Genomic DNA, 21,320 nt, shown 5'->3' on the forward strand with positions numbered 1-21,320 from the left:
CAATTATGACAATTAAACAATTTGTTACAATGAAAAATAACATGATTTTATCGTGTCTAGCGTGTTTTTTTCTAATGCTAACGGCATGTGAAAAAGCGAATATTGACGTCGATACGAGCGAGGCTGATGGCAGTGCGATCGGCGAAGTATCCGGAGTATGGAGTAAAGGCAGTGTGCAACATATAAAAGGAGATATTATTATCCCCGAAGGCAAAACATTGACCATCGAAGAGGGGGTTACAGTTTTGATGGATACAGAGAATAAACCCGAAATTGTGGTCTTGGGCAATTTGTATGCACTCGGAACAGATGATAATCCAATCAGGTTTACCGTAGAAGAACAGTATAAAACTAAAACAAATGAATTTGGAAAACTTTGGGGTGGAATTTTAGCGGCTCCGAGTTGTCAAGAGCTGGTTTTAGATCATACCGTTCTGGAATATGGCGGTGCGATTACATCAGATGCTTCAACTTCTGTGAAGATGGGTTTGTATAAGAAAGTATCGGGAGAGGCACTACCTGCGCTTTGGTTTTCCAATGCTGATGGGAAATTAGTGGTCCAGAATAGTACGATCAGTCATTTTCATGAAGACTGTACATATATTGAAGGAGGGAAAATTATCTTTGCTAATAATCGCTTTTTCTCAAATGGTGTGACAGGTGGTGAAGCGATGAACTTTAAATCTGGTTCTATTGCCGATGTCGCCTACAATCTGGTTTACAGTGTGAATACGAATGCTTTAAAGCTGTCCAATTCGGGTGACAAGACTCCCCAAGCATACATTATGGTGTATAATAATACAATGCTTAATACGGGATGGCGCAGACCTACTGCCAAAGGTGGTTCAATATGGATAGAGGCATCCGTAAGAGTGGAGATCTATAATAATCTTTTTGCCAATACCCGATTTGGCGTCAAGCGGGATCCTAAAAAACCGGAAGATAATCGTTCAATATTTAGTAATAACTGGTACTTTGGTCAAGATCAATTAACTGTAGATCAGTTTCAGGTTGGAAAGAATGATATTGTAGCAGGATCAAATGATGTTAGAGGTAAACTAGCGGGAGAGAACAATCCGAAATTTGTAACTTATCCTTTGGAGACTTCGGTTAATAACTATGTGTTTGATTCGGCTTGGGACTTTAACCTTCAAGGGAATTCTCCAGCCCTAAAATCGGGAACTTTATCTTTTAAACCACATTTCATTACCGGATTGGTCATGTCAAATGGATTAACCTATAACTCACCTGCACCCGCAGTTTATGCAGGTGCTTTTGGAACAAAATTTTAATTATTCAACATGATAACTTTAAAAACAACACTATCTATTTCTTTGGTCGTATCAGCGATATTTCAGGTGGCTTGCAATAATCCACAAACTAATACTGTCGCTACAGATACCATTAAGCCCATTTTCGTGACCGATGCGGTGCGTTATGATTCCGATGATCCTGCGATCTGGATCAATAAATCTGATCCAAGTAAGAGTTTAGTGATCGCAACGGATAAAGATGCTGACGGAGCGCTTTTTGTCTACGACCTAGCAGGTAAAATTGCAAAGGATAAGGTCGTGCGCAATTTGAAGCGCCCGAATAATGTGGATGTAGCTTATGGGTTGATCTTGAATGGGAAGCCTGTTGATATTGCTGTAACAACAGAACGTATGACGCATAAATTGCGGATATTTTCGCTCCCTGATATGAAGCCTATTGATCAGGGCGGATTGGATATGTTTGCAGGTGAAACAGCGCCTGATTTTAGGGATCTCATGGGCATTGCGCTGTATACTTCATCCAAAGGACAGATTTATGCTATTGTGGGGCGGAAAAATGGTCCTAAAGATGGCTATCTGTGGCAATATTTATTAGAGGATAACGGTTCGGGTGCTATAAAGGCAACTTTTGTGCGCAAATTTGGTTCTTTTAGCGGAAAGAAGGAGATCGAGGCAATAGCGGTGGATAATGAACTTGGATATATCTACTATTCGGATGAACAGGTGGGAGTAAAGCAATATTATGCAGATCCTGCAAAAGGAAATGAGCAACTGGCTTTATTTGCAACTGAAGGTTTTAAAGAAGATCATGAAGGTATTTCTATTTATAAATTGACCGATAGTACGGGATATATATTGGTTTCGGATCAGGGGGCAAATCGTTTTCAGATTTTTAGCCGTGAAGGAACTAAGACAAATCCATTTGAACATAAGCACTTGAAAACGGTGCCGGTCATGGCTACACAAAGTGATGGTTCGGAAGTTGTATCGGTTAAATTAAATGATACATTTAAACATGGTCTTTTTGTTGCGATGAGTGATGATAAAACTTTCCATTATTATCGCTGGGAAGATATTGCAGGTACAGATTTGAAAATAAAATAGCTGGTTGGTTTTGGGGTAATGAGGCAGGTTTTTGAACCAGTGGGATATGCTCTTACGATACATCATAGAAAAGCTTATGGACAACGATTGGAATGAAAGGGTGAGTTGATATGACCTTAAAACATCCTTTTTCATCCGGTTTTTACATGGAAACCATTAATTTAGAACTTAGGGGTATTTCACAAAAAGTGAAATACCCCTTAAGTATTCTCTTCCATCTTATTTTTTGGTCACAGTCCAAATGCTAGTGGTTAAATTCTTGTTGAATATATATCGAAATCTATTTTACCATCGAACATCTATCTATTAGCAACTAATATTAACTTACCAAATTAATTAACTATGCAAAAAATAGTTTTTTAATCCTTATTGTTCTCTTTTCGTTTGATCTATTTGCTCGACAGGCAATAGGCGTGGTCTGGGATGTCTTTGTAAATGTAATGGTCGGAACTACATTAAAAAATAGTTCTTTTCTTGGTCAAATCAAGATAGCACTTGTTTGTGGTAGCATGTAGATGAATACGGATAAATAAGTCGGCGATTGTCTCAGGAAAAGTGGAGCTATAGATGATATGCGTTTTTCTATGAATGATAGTTTTAGAGAATATATTAAAAACTTATTCGAATAATTATATCATAGTCACTCCATAATATTTAGGTTAGATCTGAAGTCAGAGGTTAGGCCGTCTTTGTGTAGCATTAAAGTAATAGTTTTATAGCGAACAAATTCTCTGGTCACATACATGTAACCTTTATATTCATTTGCTCTTCCCCATGAATTTTTAACCAGATAATAGGGTTTGCCATTTTGATCTTTTGCAAGCCCCACAATATGCATCGCATGATCGTCTGTCGTGTTCCAATTGTCGAGCGCTTGTTGTCTTTCTGTTGCCGTGATTTTCTTTTCGGACATTGGTTTTTTAAACATGTTTTGCTGTTCGGTATGAGACATTTCATCAAACGATTTGTCGGGTACATAAGCAATACCATATGGCCATGAAAATCCTTTATCTGATATATCTGTGGTCCAAGCTACGGTATATCCTTTGTACAGTGCGCTGTCAATAATACGGGTGAGATCTTGCATGGGCACATTATAAAAACTGTCAAAAGACCAGTTGTCTGGAACTAGAAGGACGAAAGGCTTATAATAGGGTTGGGTCATAACAGAGGCAATGCGGCTATAATCATCCGGATTGATCCCAATCACTTGATCAGCAAAAGAACGCGCTGTATAGATCTTGCCATTAAAAGCAAACGTGTCTGGTACTTTACCCAAATGCCAGTCCAGTGCAGCAGTATAGAGCTGGGTCCAATGGGGAGGTAATGGTTTACTTTTTACCAAAGATTTTAACAATGCATTCAGCATAGGTGTCATTTTCTTGAAGTCATTGTAAGTATGATTATCGTGCAGTCCAGAATAAGCGGTTCTGGGCATTGCTCCATATTTACGGAGTACATTCAATACATCGTGTAGCTGACCACCTTCGCCTAGGGATAATCCTCCATGTAGCTGTACATAATTTTGTGCTCTATCCAGATACGCCTGGCGAGCAGTGAAAATTGGCGAAATTGGAACGGGCTTTTTGCCCATGCGGATCATCTCCGACTCTAAAAAAGAATTTCCTGTGTAAGACCAGCAGGTATTTGAAATGCCCTGATGTTTAACAGAAGTGCAACCAAGATTGATCACTTCAGTAAATACATACTCGGTTTTCATCCTGACATCCTTATTTTTTTTAAAGATCTGGAGCCCATATCTGATGAGGAATACACTTATAAAAAGTACGATAGCTATAGCTAAGAGCCATTTATATTTTTTCATATACATTTTATTATCGTCCTCCACTGATGACAGCTGTAAATTTGGGGTAATATTGCCGCAATAAATGATAGCCAAGCAGACCTAATATAATTATTATTGTAGGACATGCCAGATATAAGAGGAGCAATACTGCCTCAGATTGTGGATGAAGTAATTTAAATAAAAATTTGATCACAAATACGAGCGGTAATCGATGGTAAGCAAAAATGAAAAAGCTGCTATTGGCTAAAAAGGTGTTGGTGTGCCAGCTCCCTTTTTCGATGAAATGAGCGGAAAGTCCAACGGCAAGGATAAGACCGACCATAATGCCTCCGCAATATAAATAGCTCCACCAGCTCTGACCAAGAAAATAGAGTGTTGCAATAACGATAAGTATATAAAGCGGTGCAACAAGCGGTAACATTTGCTTCATGCTGGTGGCGAAGTTTTTCTGGTACATACTAAAATAAGCCCCCGCGGAAAAGAAAAAGAAAGAGACCGTACTAAGTCCCGGCTCATAGAACCAAGGATTAAAAATCCAAAGCAAGCCCAATGCGATGACCACATAAACGCCGATTTTTTTGATGGCAAAACAAATCAGGGGAGATAAAAGGATGACGACTATCAAATCGCGAATAAACCAAAAAGGAGAATTGATAGGTAAGGACTTGTCTAAAGTAGGATTGATCATGGAGGTATCCCAAAATGCCCTGAACCAGTCCTGGACACTGTAATCGATGATCAATTTATTATTTCCAGAAACCAAACCGCCCGATAGGTAAGTCTGAGCAAGGAAAAGAAATAGGATGACAAATAAGTTCCAAAAGATATAGGGAATCAAAAGTGTGCGGACACGATTTTTTAGTTTTTGGAGATAAACCTTTATAGTAAAAACATCTGTTTTATAGAAAAATAGGAATCCCGAGATAAGAAAGAATAGGGGTACACAGGTTGCAAAGATAATTTTGGAAAACAAGATAAAAACATGCGAAAAAATTGGATAGTTAACAAAGTTTATTTGCGTTACTCCTGGTAGGATGATATTTGAAAAATCGGTATGTATAAATATTACTCCTACTATAAGTGGCAATCGAAGAAAATCGATGGTCTTCGATTGCAGTTCTTCTCCAGATATTTTAAAATGATTGGCCTTGTCCATTAATCAGATTGAACTATTGTTTAGTACCTGTTAAATTAAGCATTTATTGACAATTAACCATTAAAATGTTATAATTAATGCAATGAATAACATTTCAATGTCTGTTAATCTCCAGCCTATATAAAAAAAAGGGGCTTGATCGAATCAAGCCCCTTGTGGATATGTTCTAAAATGATCAGTTTATTCTAGATCGCACGTACACAACGTACGTTTTTGAATGATGTCTGTAAAAGATCTAGGCCTAATAATTCGACATTTAATGCTTCAAGTGTAGAGGTAGCTTTAATGAAAGGATTCGTATTAAATATATCCGCTGTTGTTGTCGTTGTGCGGGCATAATATCCGTAGTAACCAACTCTTGTACCTAATGCAGTTAAAAGAGGGCCACTAAGTATTGGAGAATCTGTCCAAAATGCAGCAGCCGCATTATAACTTGTACCAAGTACAGGAATATTTGTCGATAAAACATTTAAACCGAGCAAATCTGCACTAAGATTTGAAAGTCCAAGACCCAATAGTCCGTTCCCATTTTGACCAATAGCAGTAAGAATTGTGGTATTTGTAATCTGTCCGTTATAGAAAATACGCATATTGTTTGAATTGGATGTGCTAGTGCCAAATGCATTGGTTGTAGTAGTTCCTCCTGTCGATGTGTATTGCGCATGGTTGCCACCTACTGTTCCAACAGAAGATGTTGGAGCTGGATCAGCGACTAATAAATTACCTAAAGCGCCTAGAATATTAGTTAATAATCCATCTGTAGAAGTTAATGAGTTAACCTGCGCAACGCTCGGCTGTTTCCAAGTTCCTGCAGGATATACCCTTGTACAAGGGTCACCTTTTGTTGCTAGGGTATTCGAAAACTGAGACGCTTTAAGTCCTTGATAAGGGAAATAACCATTTGCTTTACTTCTTTGTTCATTTGATGCATAGAATGCATAGCCACGAAGTGCGTCATTATTGTTTCGATCGTATAAATTCGAACGTCCCCACTTTACAGTAGTACCTTCAGAGACTGTTGTCAATGGTGATTCAATGACGTTTAGTAGTAAGTGGTGGCTCTTGCCCAATTCTGGCGTAACTGAGAAATTAAAAGGTGTGGCAGTCGTAAAATATGTACGTGCTACATTGCCATCCACGTGATTAATAGCTAAATTTTGTAATGATACACTGATAGCCTGATTTGCTGTTGTTGATGCCGTGTACACATAAGCAATTTTTGCGTCGTTGTATAATGTATCCACTCTGTTAAAGCTTGCATAGCTGAGGGTAGGTGTATAGGGATTGGCTAAATCAGCAGTCACGGCACCACCATTAAGCAAATCAATACTTCCTGTTGCTAGGTTCAAACCTGATACACTTACAGTTGGTGTACCTGTGATTTCTCCAAAAACACCGATAGTGTTTAATTCGATACCAATACGTGAAAACATGTGGTCGAAAAGCACAGCAATGTTAGAGCTTTCCGCTAAATTAACAGTACCTGTCGCGTATAGTACATCTTTATTCTGGTGAAGTGCAATTGATCCACTTGATGGTGCTAACGAAGGTTGCTCGGTATCTTTTGTATTGTATGAAAGCGCTACCCAAGTGTAAGAAGCTGCAGGATCAAGCCCCTCAATAGTACCAGCTGTTCCTGCCGTTAATTCTTTAGCGGTAACCAATGTAGTTCCGGAGTAGATATACACGATATATTTGGCCCCCTCAACCATATCTTCTGTAACACCAGGAGCAGCATCAGCGGCTAAACCATTTGAGCGTGCTGTACCAGCGATGTTACTAGTAGTTTTTACAGGTAAGGTGTTGTCGGTAGACACTCCCATGTCTACATCGGAGAAAGAATAAATTTTGTTCGTATTCGTTTTTTTATTTGATGATGTAAGTCCCATACGTTTAACAGCCCCATCAGTGTCATTATTTTTGATACCATTTACGGAGAATGTTAACTTATTGTTTTTGGAGTCTACAATTGCTGAGTTGTTATCTTTTGAGCAGCTCGTTATTAACGTGCCTGGAATTGCAAGTATTGCCATTGCAACAATCCAGCTAGCTCCTTTTTTTTGTATAAATTTCATTTTTTTCCTTTTTGTTGTTATTAAGAATAGATATACTTCCTAGGATGCGTCACCGTTAATTGTGTCATCATCTCCGGCTCCCCAGCCAGTTGCTTGTGGAGTTGCTTGAGGTGATGCTCCCGATCCAGCTGCAATTCCTTGTTCTAATTCGATTACCAGCTCCTCAATAGTTGGAGCCATGTACATTTTTTTGTTGTTCTTGTTCATAATGTTATTTATTTTATAATACCATACTGTCTCCAGTTTAGCTTTTAAATTATTTACACGATTAAGTAATTTTTTTATTTATTATGTTGTAACATGGATTTGAATACAAAGGAGTGTTTGTAAATTTACACATATCATTGTTAATCAGTTTTTTAAGTCAGTATGATAAATTTTAGTTAATTAATATGTTTAAACATGTGTTGTTGGTAATAAATTTTCTTTTCAAAATGTAATAATAGGAATTAATATCAACTTTGGCAAAATAAATATTCAAAAATTATTTTTAACCATGTTTTGAATCGAGAAAATCAATTACCTTATTATTTGTTATAACATTGGTTTTTGTTTTTTATTATGAAATAGTTGTTTATCTAATTTTCTTTTTAAGTTTTTTAGTAACTATCTTTTATTGTTAATCAACAATTCTATTGTGTTGATTTTTGTTTTAGGAAAAATACAGATTTTTGTAATCTAATTCCTACATCAATATTTCGAAATTATAGCTATTTAACAATTAGTTTTTGTGTTTTAATTTTATTGTTTTTTGACGGTTATATAATTAGCTTATTCCTATTAACAAAAATTTTAGGAAAATTGTTTTAAAGAGCTTTAATAATATTGATGAAAATTTACCTGTTAACTTAATGCCTGTATTGTAATGGGTTTTTTGAGTTTATTTTAACTAAACATTGCGTTCATTTTTTAGGGACGAATGTGTTTCATCTTCTTTCATATATATAGAAATTACTTATTAATGTCTCTGATGAGTTTAGTGTTATTAGAAAAAGACCTCTTTCAAAATAAATATTTATATTTTTTTCTTCCTGTAAGGATCGCGATTTTATTTTTTGTTACGAGGTGCTATATTTTGATAATGAAGCATTAAATTTTATGCCACAGCCAGTGAACGATTATTTTAAATTTGAATACTTAATTGCACTGATTTAACATGGTCTCATAGATGCTTTCATAAACTAAAAACGAAGCGAGAGGGTGATGTAATGACCTGTATACAAAAATAAATATTGAGACTCAATTAATTCATTATTGCTTTGGTTAGCTATATCTTCGTTGTCATTATGTTGTGTAGCATACTATCGTGATGTTTTGGGAAAGACATGAAATACTGCGCTAAAAGAAAAACTTATAGCATATCGTTTTTTAACAGTTTTAATGTTATGATTTCGAAAATATATCAAAAATCAAGCAGTAAGGTTCTTCTAGCGATTGTCGCTTTCCTATGTATGACCGCTTATTCCTGGAAAGAAACTCAAGATAGTGTCACGAATGGCGAAACTGTTGTAAAAGTAAATCTTCTTGGCGTAGCTAATCATGTTTTCAGTAAGGATAATGTCGCTTCCAAAAAAGGGAAATTAGGCCATGAGGCTTCTTATAATGTACAAGTGGGTACAGAACTTTTTCTAGCAGTAGTTCATTTGAGATAACGTTAAGCACTGCTTCTTAGGCTGTGTCAAATGAGTTGCAGTTGTCAACTTCAAATCGCAATGCAACAATGACTGATCGCACTCCGCTGAATTAAAATAATAAATATAAAGTATTGGTATATAATGCGGATGGTGATTCTGTAACAGAAAAGCTCTATACCAACGAAGTCGGTTATCAAGGTGGTGTCACTTTAGATGCAGGAAAGACCAATTCGTTTAATAGTACAACGTCAGTTCCTGCTGTAGTGGATGGAAGTAAACTGAGCGGAGCAAGTTTAAAAGGAATTGATAGTGGTCTGATGTATTTTTCAGGGAAAATGCCCTTTCAGCCGGTGAGAATAATTTGAATGTAATCATAAAGCATCAATATAGCCAGATTATCACCTGTATTAAAATGAGACCGAATACAACTGGAGCGATCACAAGTATTGTTACTCCGATAATAAATGAAACTCATGTAAGTGCAAACCTGAAGCTTGCAGATGGTAGTTTGATCTATAAAAGCTTAAATAAAGCGGGTGTCAATGTCGTATTTCCTGCTTTCGGGAAAGGTTTGCGTGAAGTGACAATCCTTCCAACAATTATGATATATCCTAATGATTTTGCTAGGATATTAAAATTTAGAAGTATGACGATTGGTGATGAAACTTTCATAATAGGGGGAGGTAGCGGTGTTAAAAAAGTTTTCTGTAAACGGGCAAAGTAATTAATCTTCAATAAATATAGAGTTGATAAAATTAAAAGGAAATTGAAAAAGACATTTCTAAGTCCGCGAGTTGAAACTGCTCAAGTGTGAGATGTTAGCGGTACGGTACAACAGGAATGGACTGATGGTCTCAATGATTCCCGTACCCTAGATTGTTAATAGTGTCTGAATAATTTGATAGTTCCCGATCGCAAATGGGGAACTATCTTTTTTCTCAAAAACTTTCTGTTGATGACAGAATTGAAAGTTTGAGCTTTGGTTGTAGATGGCTAGCTACAAAAGGTTTAGCACTTGTAGTTGATCATCTACAGATGCAATTATTTAGAGTAAAATTGTATTTATACAAGCGAATATTATCTAGGTTTGCTCAACTTAAAATCTGAAAGTAAGTTTGTAATTCCTTTATAGACAGTGTGATAGTTCGGGGTGTGATTTTCAGGTTAGGATTAAATATTTAAAAATAAAGAAAATAAAAATGAAAACTAACAAAGTATTTTTGGCTAACTCTACAGGCCAATTAAGTTATGAGTCTCCTCGTGTTGGTATGCTTCAAGTAGAACTTGAACATAGCATTGCAGCGGCTTCCGCAATGAATAACTCTATCAATGAATCTTGGAAAACTGAGACGCAAGCACAGGATCAAGAGTGGTCATAATTACCTACATTTTCAATGATAATTTAAATATAATGAAAAAAAATACAATTAAACTGGGCTTAGCTACTACTTTAGCGTTAGCACTTTTTATTTCTTCTTGTAATAAAGATACTAATGAAGTAATTAACGGTAATTCTACGGTAAGCTTACAAATTGGTCAGACTTATGCTAAAGACGAACCTGTCAAGGCTGCTTCTGTAGGACGCAGCTATGCATCGGCGATACAAACGGCTGAAATTCCTTTTGACAATGAATATACTTTGGTAGCGACTTTGACACCGGTAAGTTCATCAAATGCTGCAAGTGGCTTAAAAGCGGCAAACCGTGCGGCGGCAGTGAATACAGGTAATGAAGAAAATGAATTGAAACAAGGTACTGTATACTATGTCGCAATTTTTGATGCTGCTGGTAATTATAAAGAAACAAAGAATTTTACACAAGGTAGCAATTCTGCAGATTTTGCCATTGCTAAAGGTAATTATACCTTTCTGATCTATGCTTCTGGAACAAATAAAGCATTGCCTACAATAACGGCGGGTGCAACACTAAGCACTGTTAATTTTACAGGTCTTCAAGCTGATCAGGATTTTATGTTGGATCAGGTTGAGTTTGAAGTAAAAGCTGGTCAAAATGTATTAACGGCTAAATTGGAGCATCTGTTTACACAGGTTGCATTAAAATTTGATACTTCTGAATTAACGGGTGCTACCACCATTGCAGGGGCTACAATTACGCCTTCAAATGAAAACGTGAATGTGACATTAGCAAATGGTGCATTAACTTATAGTACAGGAAGTAAAACTGTTCCTTTTAATTTACCAGTAAAGACTGGAAAAGTAATTTTATCTGATAATGCTTTTATTACGACTGCCGCCACATCAAACGGAACTATAGCGTTATCTGGGGTTTCTATTAATGGGAGTGCGCCAAGAAATATCAGTAAAAGCGACTGGACTCTTAGGCCTGGTGTTAAGTATGTGCTTGAATATAAGTTAAGATCACCCATCAGTGTAAATATCGGTGGTCAAGTATGGGCATTGGGTAACTTAACATATAGCAATGGTGTATATGGCTTTGCTAAGACTAATGATACTTATGGTAACTATTGGTTTCCAGGTTTTCAAAAACCGAAAGTAATCGATGGTACGAATTACAATCAAGGACCTTCGACAGCTATTAACGGGAATTCTGCAGATCCTTGTTCTTTGGTATTACCTTTGAATACCTGGAGACTGCCTACCGCAACAGAATTCGATAAATTGATAAGTAATACTAATCCTAATGGAATAGATAATCATGGTCCTAATATTTATCAGCCTGCCCGTTGGATAGATAGCTATGATGGTACTAAAGCGACTAATGTAGGTATGTTCTTTGGTACTCAGATCAATCCTGTCGATCGACATGGTTATTTATATTTACCTTATGGAGGTGCATACCATAATAATGCTGATGGTGGTGGTTTATTTGGCTCTCAAGGTTACTATTTATTGGCAGGTGAGAAATTCTTTCGTATGGGGGCAAGTGGCCCTTGGGATATAAACAATGCAGCGCCTGCTTCTTCGACAACTGCTATGCAGATCCGTTGTGTTAAGTAATGTAAGTAAATAAAAGTTTTAATATATCTATTTTAAGAGCGCTTTCTATTGAAAGCGCTCTTTTTTTACTCTTCTAATTTTCATAGATTTATAACATCCATCACATTGAATTCTAGCCTTAATGACGTTTCGTTATGATATTGGTCTCTTAAGGGCAATTGTTGTTTGTTTTACTCTATCATTATAATTTTCCATTTTTTGAGGGCGGATATATAGGGGTTGACATATTTTTTGTGATATTAAGTTTTTTGATTACTAAAATTATTTTAACAGAGATTAAAGGGAATCGATTTTCTTATTTCTCATTTATTGAAAGAAGAATGAAACGCATTGTTCTAGCTCTTTTAGGTGTTACGGCACTAATGCTAATTATATAACCTCTTCTCTATTTTGATGTAGATCTGAAACTTAATGCTAAGTATATTGCATTAAGCCTATCTTTTATATCTAATATATTACGGTAGCTTATCTAGTGATTATTTTTCGCCAGATGCTCAGGACAATCTTTTTTTACATAGCTGGTCCCTAGCTGTTGAATAGCAATTTTATTTAGTATATCCTCTTGCTTTATGGACAATTAAGGATCGGTACTTACATCATTTAAAACAATTTCGCTTTATTTTAATTGTTTTAACGGTAATATCTCTTTCTCTTGGTATGGGAAGTCGTAGCAGTTGGGCTTTTTATTTGATGCCGACGCGGATTTGGGAATTTTTAATTGGGGGTTTGGCTTTTTTGTACAGTCAAGAATTAAAAGTTAGGTTGAAACCATTCTTAACAGCACTAACCATTATGAGCTTAGTACTAATGTTTGTTTCCGCTCTATTTATTCGCGCAAATCATACATGGTCTCCAATATTAGTTGTAATTCCTGTTTTGGCAACTGCTGTTTTATTGACTATAGATCATCAATTGGTATGGTTTCAAAATAGCGGAATTCAATTTTTAGGAAAAATTTCTTACTCTTTGTACCTGTGGCATTGGCCATTTTATGTGCTCTATCGAAAATTTGAGTTTTTGATGCAATGGCGTTATAGTATTCTTATTCCTTTTTTTCTTTCTTTTATTTTTGCTATCCTATCTTTTTATCTGTTTGAGCGAAAGAAAAATATATTTGGCGCTAAGATTTTAACAATTTCTGGATGTGTAGTTGCTTTACTTGCAACAATGCTCTTTGTATTTCCTAATCATACATTATGGGATAAAATTCGCCTCGTTGATAATCAATATGTCCATTATTTTCAACAGGATGAGCATCAGCATTTGAACCCATGTAATTGCTATATCACAAGAAGCCCGAATTATAACACCTATGATAAAGAAGAATGTTTGAAAATCGATGTGGGAAAAGAAAATATCTTATTGATCGGGGACAGCCATGCGGCGCAGCTTTCTACGGCTTTTAGAAATGCCTTGAAAGAAGATCAGCATCTGCTTGAGATGAGTTTAAGCCTAACTTTTCCTTTTCCAGATCCAAAAGGTTATGATAAGTCAGTTCAGTTATGGAACTATTTTTATACCGAGTTCCTGCCTAAAAATGAGAATAAAATCAATAAGGTGTTTATTTCTGTTCATTGGTTAATGAATACATATGAGGAAATGAACTATACACCTAAAGAAATAAAGCAAGGTTTAAGTCAGATGACTGCGCTCTTTGATAGTTATGGGCTACAGTATTATTTCATCGGACAAACCGAACTTTATCAGGTTCCTTACCGACAGGTTGCATTAAAGAAAATGTTTAACCCTGTTCTAGATGAGCAGCAATTTATTCTAGACGAAGGGCAACAAGTTAATGAATTTCTGAAACGAATTATCCCGGAGCAACATTATATTGATATTTATAAACATGGAGAAATAGAGCACAATTCTCAGGAAATGGGGATGTCTTACATGTTTGATAAACATCATCTTAGTGCATTTGGGGCTAGTCAGGTTGTAGATTATCTGCTACGTAAGGAATATCTGTGATCGCATATACGCTGTTAATGAAAGGAGCTTTATACATGTTAGTATAAAGCTCCTTTTTTATCTGCTATTCCGATTATTTATCCAGCGATAATATGTTGCCCTTTGCCTGCATTGAAATGATCAAGTAGGGTCGGGTTTAAAATTGTACAGGTTTTTAGCATTTCCCGGACAGGATATTTTTCAACAATATCTTTTAATGAGCGGAGATGCTTATCATGGTGCAGGTCTGTTCCGACAAAATCGTACATTCCCGATTTAACAAGTGTCATGGCAATGGCTTTTACATCAACACCATAATATCTGCTCAGAGATAAAAGGTTTAATTGTAAATAACATCCAGCATCTTTTATCTGTTTGTAAATGTTGAAATTGCTATGGTAATAGTTATACCGTTCGGGATGTGCTAAAATAGGTTTGTATCCTAATTTTTGAATATTCAATATCGTTTGAAATAAAGCCTTCGATTCGGAAAGGTATGACATTTCAATCAAAACATATCCGCCAGGCATTAAGCACAAATCATTGCTCTCAACCAGTGCATGAAGACCGTCGTCGATCATGTGTTCTGCGGCAGCAAAAATCTCCACATCGCTTCCTGAATTTTTTAATCCTTCGCTTAGTGCATGGTGGGCTTGTCCAATGCTAAATTTAGTATTAGGATGTACACCCTCCATGATATGTGGAGTACAAATAAATTTTTTGAAACCAAGGCTGCTTAATTCCTTAATATAGCCTAATGATTGCTGTACTGATGTGCTACCGTCATCAATGCCCGGTAGTAAATGATTATGCATGTCAACTTCAAGAAAATCCAATTGTGATATGGATCGAACCGAAGCGGCATTTTTATTTTTTGTGAATAGATTGCTAAAAAAAGACATCTGTGATTTTAGTAATAATTGTTTTTCGATAGTATAGATTAAAGTACGTTGCGATCTGACAAATATTCGCATATTAAGCAAAATTGAAATATGAGCTTAAAGCCTGTTTTCACAACGTTATTTTCCCCAATTTATTGTAAATAAATGTTCTCAATTAGTGTGCCAACATTACTTGTGAGGAAATGTGTTTGAAAGGATGATAATATAACTGTTTAAACAGTTAAAGCCTTGATAAAGAAATTTTTTAGAATTTTATTTAGTAAAGTTTTTAAATCAAAAACCTTTTTGTAAGATTTTTGTTATTAACCCTGCCACTTCGCTAGAAAGCATATTAAAAGTGAACCGGTTTTATTAATAATTAATAAATATATGAAAATTTATATGCTGGGATTGCCAATTTTTAAGTAAATTGGTGTTGTGAATTATAATATTGAATAGGAGCCATTTAAGGGTCATCTAAATACCCTTTACTAACCATATCCTATTAATAAGAGTGAACTGTTAGCAATAAGATTATGATAAGTTTTTTTGGAGATTTAAAAAGACATTTATATCGAGACCATCCGCGTTGGATTATTTTGATAATCGATATGTTTATTGTATTTGTCAGTTATGTACTGTCTATTTATGTACTTTATGATATTAAGGGCTTTACTGATATTTGCATGGCGATGAAAAAGTTAATCGTTACTCTTCCCGTATATTGCATATTTTTTGTTTGCAACAGTACATTTAAAGGAATCGTGCGCCAGACGGGTATTCAAGATGCAATTAAAATATTCAAAACTACAGTAACTGCTTATATTGTGCTCATGCTATTTATGATAGTCGTTAAATCTGTGGTGACAAGGGGAAGTGTGGTCTCCGATTTCCTAAGATTACCTTATGGACTATTGACCATGCAGTTCTGTATGTTACTGGTATTCATGATCGGTTCTCGTGTGGTATATCGTACGGTATTTGAATATCTCTCATTATCTGCCAGAAAGTTGGAAAACGTCTTGATTTTTGGTGCTTCTCGTCCCGGACTCTCAACTTACTCTCTTTTGAAAGAAGACCCTCAAGTGAAATATCATGTAATTGCATTCGTAGAGGATCAGTTAAATCGAGTGGGTAAACGGCTTGCGGGTTTAAAAATTCTGGATATAACTGAAATTACATCAGATTTTATTAAAAGAAACCGTATAACGGATGTGATTATTGCTGTAGAAAATAATGATCCGGAACGTTTGCAATATGTTTCGGATTGGTTCCATCAGCTTGGTCTTGAACTTAAAATCATGTCTCCTGCGCGTATTCTACCTAATTCAAGAGTGAATCGTGAGATCAGACCTTTAGAAATTGATGATTTATTGGGACGTAAGCCTATCAAACTGGATCACCATGAGATAGAAGCCGAGATGGAAGGTAAAGTAATTTTGGTGACAGGTGCAGCAGGATCAATTGGCTCAGAGCTTGCTCGGCAAATTGCCCGACGTTCTTATAAAAAATTGATTTTATTAGATCAAGCTGAATCTCCTTTGTATGATATACAACAATCAATAAAATGCAGCTATCCTGAACATTTACATTGTGTTGTTGGAGATGTGCGTAATTATTTTTTCATGCAAAAGATATTTGCAGAGTATCATCCGGATTTGGTATTTCATGCGGCGGCCTATAAACATGTGCCCTTAATGGAGGCTAATCCATACGAATCAATACAGACAAATGTGCTAGGAAGTAAAAATGTTGTAGACCTCTCGATGAAATATGGGGTTAAAAAAATGGTCATGGTATCCACGGATAAAGCGGTTAACCCGACTAATATTATGGGAGCAACAAAGCGCATGGCTGAAATATATGTGAGCAGTTGCAGTGGAAAATCCGATACTCAATTTATCATTACCCGATTTGGTAATGTGCTAGGTTCTAATGGATCGGTAATCCCACTTTTTGAGAAACAGATGGAGCAAGGCGGGCCATTGACATTGACTCATCCTGATATCACCCGATTTTTTATGACAATTCCAGAAGCTTGTCAATTGGTCCAAGAAGCTGGAGTAATGGGAAAAGGGGGAGAGATTTTTGTGTTTGATATGGGTAAGTCAATTCGTATCATCGATCTGGCAAAACGTATGATTAATTTGAAAGGTTATCGTTATCCAGAAGATATTGATATCAAAATCGTTGGGTTACGCCCTGGAGAGAAGATCTATGAAGAGCTTCTTGCGAATAATGAGAATACAATAAAGACTCACCATCCCAAAATAATGATAGCGAAGGTAAATCACGACGATTTGCTTCAAAAAGTAGAACGAATTAATTATTTGTGTCAACATATAGTAGGTCCGCATGCTATTTTACCCGATTTTATGAATCTCGTGAGACATATGAAAAAAATAGTTCCTGAATTTAAGTCGCAGAATTCAGAATTCGAAATACTGGATAATGAAGTTTTGGACATGGAAATTATGGATAAAATAGTTTCTGAAGTACCGATCTATCCTATCGCTAGAAATGCTTAACAGGATATTTCCTTAATAAATAATTTCCTTGTTTAGGAGTATTATATTCTTTAATTAGAAAATTATCATTCGAAATATAGATTGATGTAGTGGGGTAGCTACAAATTTATAAACAATCTATTTTTTATCCAACGATCTTCATAGGTGTACAGTTATAATAGTTATTATTGTTACTATTTTAATGCTCACATAATTTGATGTCAGCAAAATATGCTGCATGGAGTATCGATGCCTGCGCTTGCCATACATCTGAAGAAAATATACTGAACTCTTGTCAACACTAAAAAAGAAAAAAACATTTCTCCTTCGAGCTTTATTGATCGGAGCACTTATTGCTTCTTTTATATACTTAGGTGTTATTTTTATTTACCAGTATTATGAACAGCAAAAGGTAAAAGAACGTCTTGATGCTGCATATGCATCTTCATATAAACAATCTTCTGGACTTGATCGATTATTTTCCGTATATAGTGAAGCCGAAAACCTCTTCAGGTTGTATACCGTGAATTTTGATAAGCCTACTTTTTCAGCTTACAAAAATAAATTGGATACGATTAGGTATTCTGTAGACTCATTGTCGAAATTGCCTTTGAAGGAAAATTTAATGCAGGTGAGTGCAGAAGATATGGAGCAAAAGAAGGTGCTTTCACAAGAATTTGCGACATTAAAGCAGACGGTAGATCAACTCATATTCTTTACAAAGGACTCCTTGTCTGTTTTATCTTCGTCCAATAAAACATTATTAAGGGATCCTAAGTTTGAGCAGGTCGATTCGATTGTAAAGAGGATAATGAGTGACACCTCCTTTAATACATTAAAGAAAGATACGACAATCCGAAAAAAAGAAAATCTCTTTAAACGTATTTTTAAAGCTAAAAATGATACGCTTGTCGCTAGGACGATTACACAGGATTTTAATACGTTGCAAAAAGATGTAATTTCCCGTAATATAGCCTACCTAATACAGCAAAATAAAAAAGTTTACCGTCAAAATTTAAAGAACCTCCAAGAAAAGTTTGTTGCTCTTCAAGATAAAGAAAAACAACTGGTGCTGGCAAATAGAAGCTTACTGGATAATCTGAGGAAGGGAATTGATGTTATTAAAAGTCACGAGTTAGCGCTACTACGAAAAGCAGAAAAAAAAGACTTGGCATTATACAAAGAAAGTACACATAATTTTAGAAATCAGCTTATTGGATCTTTTATCATAATTGGACTGTCAATTATCCTCATTTTCTTCTATCAGTCAAATGCCGTTTCTTATGAACGTAAATTGCAGGAGGAGAAGGATTATGCATCACAGGTAGCGGCTGAGAAAACGACTATTTTAGCTAGTGTAAGTCATGAGGTACGATCGCCAATCAATGCATTGCAGGGAATAATTAATATATTAAGAAAGAATAACGGTGGTAATGTGATCCATCCTGAATATCTTAACTCTGCTTCGCACGAAATAGATGTAATCAATAGTACTGTAAATGACATATTAAATCTGAGTAAACTGGAAGCAGGGGCAATGGATGTGCAATATGATTATTTTGCACCGCACCAATTATTACTAAATATCCTTAATTTACACAATCATCAAGCCCAAAATAAAAATATTACTATTGTTAAAAAAATAGAAATAGACCCTACATTATTAATTTATAGCAGTGAGTTTAGAATGAAGCAGATCGTTTCTAATCTGATCAGTAATGCCATTAAATATACTTCTCAAGGAGAAGTCAGTATCACTGCTTATCTGAAACTGAAAAATGGAAAAACAACGCTGTTTGTGGCTGTTCAGGATAGTGGTATTGGTATTCTAGAAGAAGAACAGGCGCTGGTATTTCGTCAGTACTATATGGCCGGAGCGAAGAAGCAAACAAGTAGTTTTGGGCTGGGGTTATATATATCGAAATTATTTGCCCAACAAATGGAGGGCAATATTGATTTGGTCAGCACATTAGGAAAAGGATCTACATTTACTTTGGTACTTCCTGTCGAAAAAACGAAAATAGTGGAAACCACCGCTGTACAGTATACATTGGAAGATCTTCCTCAAGAAATGAAGATTGTGATCATTGATGATAACAGGATTAATGTTCTTTACTTGAATCACTATTTTAAAGATTTTCCAAATGTACATATCTTTGAACAAGGTCATGTTGCACTTGTATATATGGATGAAAATGAAGTTGATGTCGTAATCACAGATTTAAGGATGGCTGATCTTGACGGTTGGGGAATTTTAAATAAGATACGAGCAAAAAAAGAATGGGAACTAGTTAGGGTATTTGTTTTTACGGCAGACAGTATGTATCTGGAAGTTGCTGAACAAAAGCAGGTAAATCTTTTTGATGCAAAATTGAAAAAACCATTGGATGCTCACGACCTAATTTCCTCTATTAAGAGGTCGATGGGATAACTAATGCGACTGCAATTAGTGTGGCCGGTAACTTCTGAATTAAAATATAACGAAAGCTTATGTATTTCCCATCACATAAAGTTGTGATAAATTTGGTGTCGGATTTCCTCCTTTTGTCTCTAGGGTTATAGCAAAAGCTTGTGCTTTAGGTATTTGATTCATGCTGGTGATTCGGTCAGTATGATCCAAAGGAAATACACCAGCATCTACTGGTTTACCATCAACGATTGCCCAAAGTTGGTACTGCATACCTTCTGGAGCAGGAGGTAAATTTTCTAGACTTAGATAAACATCTGTTGTATTGGTGTTCCAAAAAACATGTGCTTTGAGTTTTGGATGTTGCTCTACTCCGGCTAAAGTGATCGTTTTGATTGCAGGATCTTGCAACATGGCCCATTTTTCCTCCAAACTCAGCAATGCTTTTTGAGTAGATTCTTGTTTTGATTCTGATTGTGCAAGAAGATTTTGATTAACAGATTTTTTATTGTGATAGTAAATATTGGTACCGATACTTAACGCTAATAATATAGAAGCGGCTATACTCCAGTTACGCATCTTTAAGTTGCGTACAGATGATGCTAAAGGTGGCTCTGCAATCAACTGAACTGTCTTTTCAACAGGTGGTGGTAATACGGGATGAGTAGTCTGATCGGATATTTTGCCCCAGATCACTGATTTAAGTTCGACAGGAGGAGACATAGCTTGGACAGTAGCAAAATCTTCTAAAGTTTCTTGTGCCTCTAGAATCGCTTGCTGTACTTCAGTGTTATGCTTACTTATGCACATCAAAACACTCACCTCTTCTTCGCTGGCGAGATTTAGCACATAAGCTTCGATAATTCCTGACGATATGTATTCTTTAATATCCACTAGTATTGGTATTCTTTAAGTATTTTTTTTAATTCTAAAAGTGCTCCTCGTGTACGAGTTTTTACTGTACCTAAAGGAATATTTAGTTTTTCTGCAATTTCCTGTTGTGTGTATCCTTCATAGTAGGCCATTTCAATAAGCTCTTTCCATTCTGCACGAAGTTCATTCAATACGTTTTTAAAACCAATATGATCTACCTGTGTAGAAACACTAAAGTTATGTTTTTCTTTAGCATCTACGATATCTGGAAGAGATTGGTTTTTTTGTTCATTTTGGACGCCTTTTGATTTGATGTAATCAAATGCAGCATTACGGGCTATATTAATGATCCAAGTGTACAGTTTGCCTCGAGAAGCATCGAATGAATCAATATGTTTCCATATTTTGATAAAAACATTTTGAAGTACTTCGTCAGCATATTCCTTGAGTGTAACGATACGAAGAACTAGACCATACAGTGCTCCCGCATAATGATCATAAAGATAATTAAAGGCGCGCTGATCCTTTTTCTGTAATAAGGAAATTAATGTATCTTCTTCTAAGTGGTGTATCGGGCTCAATTAATTAGTCTTTGAGTTCAAAGATATATAATAAGATTAATAAGTTTTGTATTTATTTGAATTTTAATGTATTGATTGAGAAAATTGCATTAGA

The 21,320-nt window shown here is 35.7% G+C and carries 16 protein-coding genes and 1 pseudogene; 10 read left to right on the forward strand and 7 right to left on the reverse strand.

Annotated features, from left to right (window positions below; genetic code table 11):
- Nucleotides 1–29: 29 nt before the first annotated feature.
- Nucleotides 30–1,292 carry a right-handed parallel beta-helix repeat-containing protein gene (locus tag M2265_RS18020; RefSeq protein ID WP_132769527.1) on the forward strand — a complete coding sequence of 421 codons (1,263 nt, stop codon included), beginning with the start codon at nucleotides 30–32 and terminating at the stop codon, nucleotides 1,290–1,292.
- A 9-nt stretch (nucleotides 1,293–1,301) separates the two neighbouring features.
- Entirely contained in the window at nucleotides 1,302–2,378 is a 1,077-nt protein-coding gene (locus M2265_RS18025; protein WP_132769525.1) for a phytase, read from the forward strand.
- 640 nt (nucleotides 2,379–3,018) lie between these two features.
- On the opposite strand, the gene M2265_RS18030 is transcribed toward M2265_RS18025, so the two are convergent.
- From M2265_RS18030 to M2265_RS18045, 4 genes are all read right to left on the reverse strand, one after another.
- Nucleotides 3,019–4,203, reverse strand: a complete 1,185-nt coding sequence (locus M2265_RS18030) for a C1 family peptidase (RefSeq protein WP_207902402.1) — start codon at nucleotides 4,201–4,203, stop codon at nucleotides 3,019–3,021.
- 10 nt (nucleotides 4,204–4,213) lie between these two features.
- Nucleotides 4,214–5,341 carry an acyltransferase family protein gene (locus M2265_RS18035; protein ID WP_207902401.1) on the reverse strand — a complete coding sequence of 376 codons (1,128 nt, stop codon included), beginning with the start codon at nucleotides 5,339–5,341 and terminating at the stop codon, nucleotides 4,214–4,216.
- Between the two features lie 185 nt (nucleotides 5,342–5,526).
- Nucleotides 5,527–7,416 (reverse strand): hypothetical protein, encoded by a 1,890-nt coding sequence (locus M2265_RS18040; protein WP_132769521.1) that lies wholly within the window; start codon nucleotides 7,414–7,416, stop codon nucleotides 5,527–5,529.
- A gap of 39 nt (nucleotides 7,417–7,455) precedes the next feature.
- Nucleotides 7,456–7,623 (reverse strand): hypothetical protein, encoded by a 168-nt coding sequence (locus M2265_RS18045; RefSeq protein ID WP_165905868.1) that lies wholly within the window; start codon nucleotides 7,621–7,623, stop codon nucleotides 7,456–7,458.
- A 1,178-nt stretch (nucleotides 7,624–8,801) separates the two neighbouring features.
- On the opposite strand from M2265_RS18045, the gene M2265_RS18050 reads away from it, so the two are divergent.
- From M2265_RS18050 to M2265_RS27030, 6 genes and pseudogenes are all read left to right on the forward strand, one after another.
- A complete protein-coding gene (locus M2265_RS18050) occupies nucleotides 8,802–9,068 on the forward strand; it encodes a hypothetical protein (protein ID WP_132769520.1) in 267 nt (88 codons plus the stop codon).
- 113 nt (nucleotides 9,069–9,181) lie between these two features.
- Nucleotides 9,182–9,415: a hypothetical protein gene (locus M2265_RS18055; RefSeq protein ID WP_132769518.1), complete on the forward strand. Its 234-nt coding sequence runs from the start codon at nucleotides 9,182–9,184 to the stop codon at nucleotides 9,413–9,415.
- A 47-nt stretch (nucleotides 9,416–9,462) separates the two neighbouring features.
- Nucleotides 9,463–9,774 (forward strand): hypothetical protein, encoded by a 312-nt coding sequence (locus M2265_RS18060; protein WP_132769517.1) that lies wholly within the window; start codon nucleotides 9,463–9,465, stop codon nucleotides 9,772–9,774.
- Between the two features lie 496 nt (nucleotides 9,775–10,270).
- The gene (locus M2265_RS18065) at nucleotides 10,271–10,429 is read left to right on the forward strand and encodes a hypothetical protein (protein WP_165905867.1); all 159 of its coding nucleotides are present in this window, start codon (nucleotides 10,271–10,273) and stop codon (nucleotides 10,427–10,429) included.
- A 32-nt stretch (nucleotides 10,430–10,461) separates the two neighbouring features.
- Nucleotides 10,462–12,027 (forward strand): hypothetical protein, encoded by a 1,566-nt coding sequence (locus M2265_RS18070; protein WP_132769515.1) that lies wholly within the window; start codon nucleotides 10,462–10,464, stop codon nucleotides 12,025–12,027.
- Between the two features lie 552 nt (nucleotides 12,028–12,579).
- Nucleotides 12,580–13,998: pseudogene (locus M2265_RS27030) on the forward strand (acyltransferase family protein); the annotation flags it as partial.
- Nucleotides 13,999–14,075: 77 nt separating this feature from the next.
- Here the strand turns inward: M2265_RS27030 and M2265_RS18085 are convergent.
- Entirely contained in the window at nucleotides 14,076–14,951 is an 876-nt protein-coding gene (locus M2265_RS18085) for a tyrosine-protein phosphatase (protein ID WP_243655401.1), read from the reverse strand.
- Nucleotides 14,952–15,394: 443 nt separating this feature from the next.
- Between M2265_RS18085 and M2265_RS18090 the strand changes: the two genes are divergently transcribed.
- Together M2265_RS18090 and M2265_RS18095 are read left to right on the forward strand one after the other, a co-directional pair.
- Nucleotides 15,395–17,386, forward strand: a complete 1,992-nt coding sequence (locus tag M2265_RS18090) for a nucleoside-diphosphate sugar epimerase/dehydratase (protein WP_132769512.1) — start codon at nucleotides 15,395–15,397, stop codon at nucleotides 17,384–17,386.
- 271 nt (nucleotides 17,387–17,657) lie between these two features.
- On the forward strand, nucleotides 17,658–19,796 hold the full coding sequence (locus M2265_RS18095) for a hybrid sensor histidine kinase/response regulator (protein ID WP_132769510.1): 2,139 nt from the start codon (nucleotides 17,658–17,660) through the stop codon (nucleotides 19,794–19,796).
- A 57-nt stretch (nucleotides 19,797–19,853) separates the two neighbouring features.
- Here the strand turns inward: M2265_RS18095 and M2265_RS18100 are convergent, their stop codons facing one another.
- Nucleotides 19,854–20,666, reverse strand: a complete 813-nt coding sequence (locus tag M2265_RS18100) for an anti-sigma factor domain-containing protein (RefSeq protein WP_132769508.1) — start codon at nucleotides 20,664–20,666, stop codon at nucleotides 19,854–19,856.
- Complete coding sequence (locus M2265_RS18105) at nucleotides 20,666–21,226, reverse strand: RNA polymerase sigma factor (RefSeq protein WP_132769506.1); 561 nt, start codon at nucleotides 21,224–21,226, stop codon at nucleotides 20,666–20,668. The genes M2265_RS18100 and M2265_RS18105 overlap by 1 nt, the downstream gene beginning before the upstream one ends.
- Between the last annotated feature and the right edge of the window lie 94 nt (nucleotides 21,227–21,320).

The organism is Sphingobacterium kitahiroshimense (assembly GCF_025961315.1).
GTDB classification, from domain to species: domain Bacteria; phylum Bacteroidota; class Bacteroidia; order Sphingobacteriales; family Sphingobacteriaceae; genus Sphingobacterium; species Sphingobacterium anhuiense.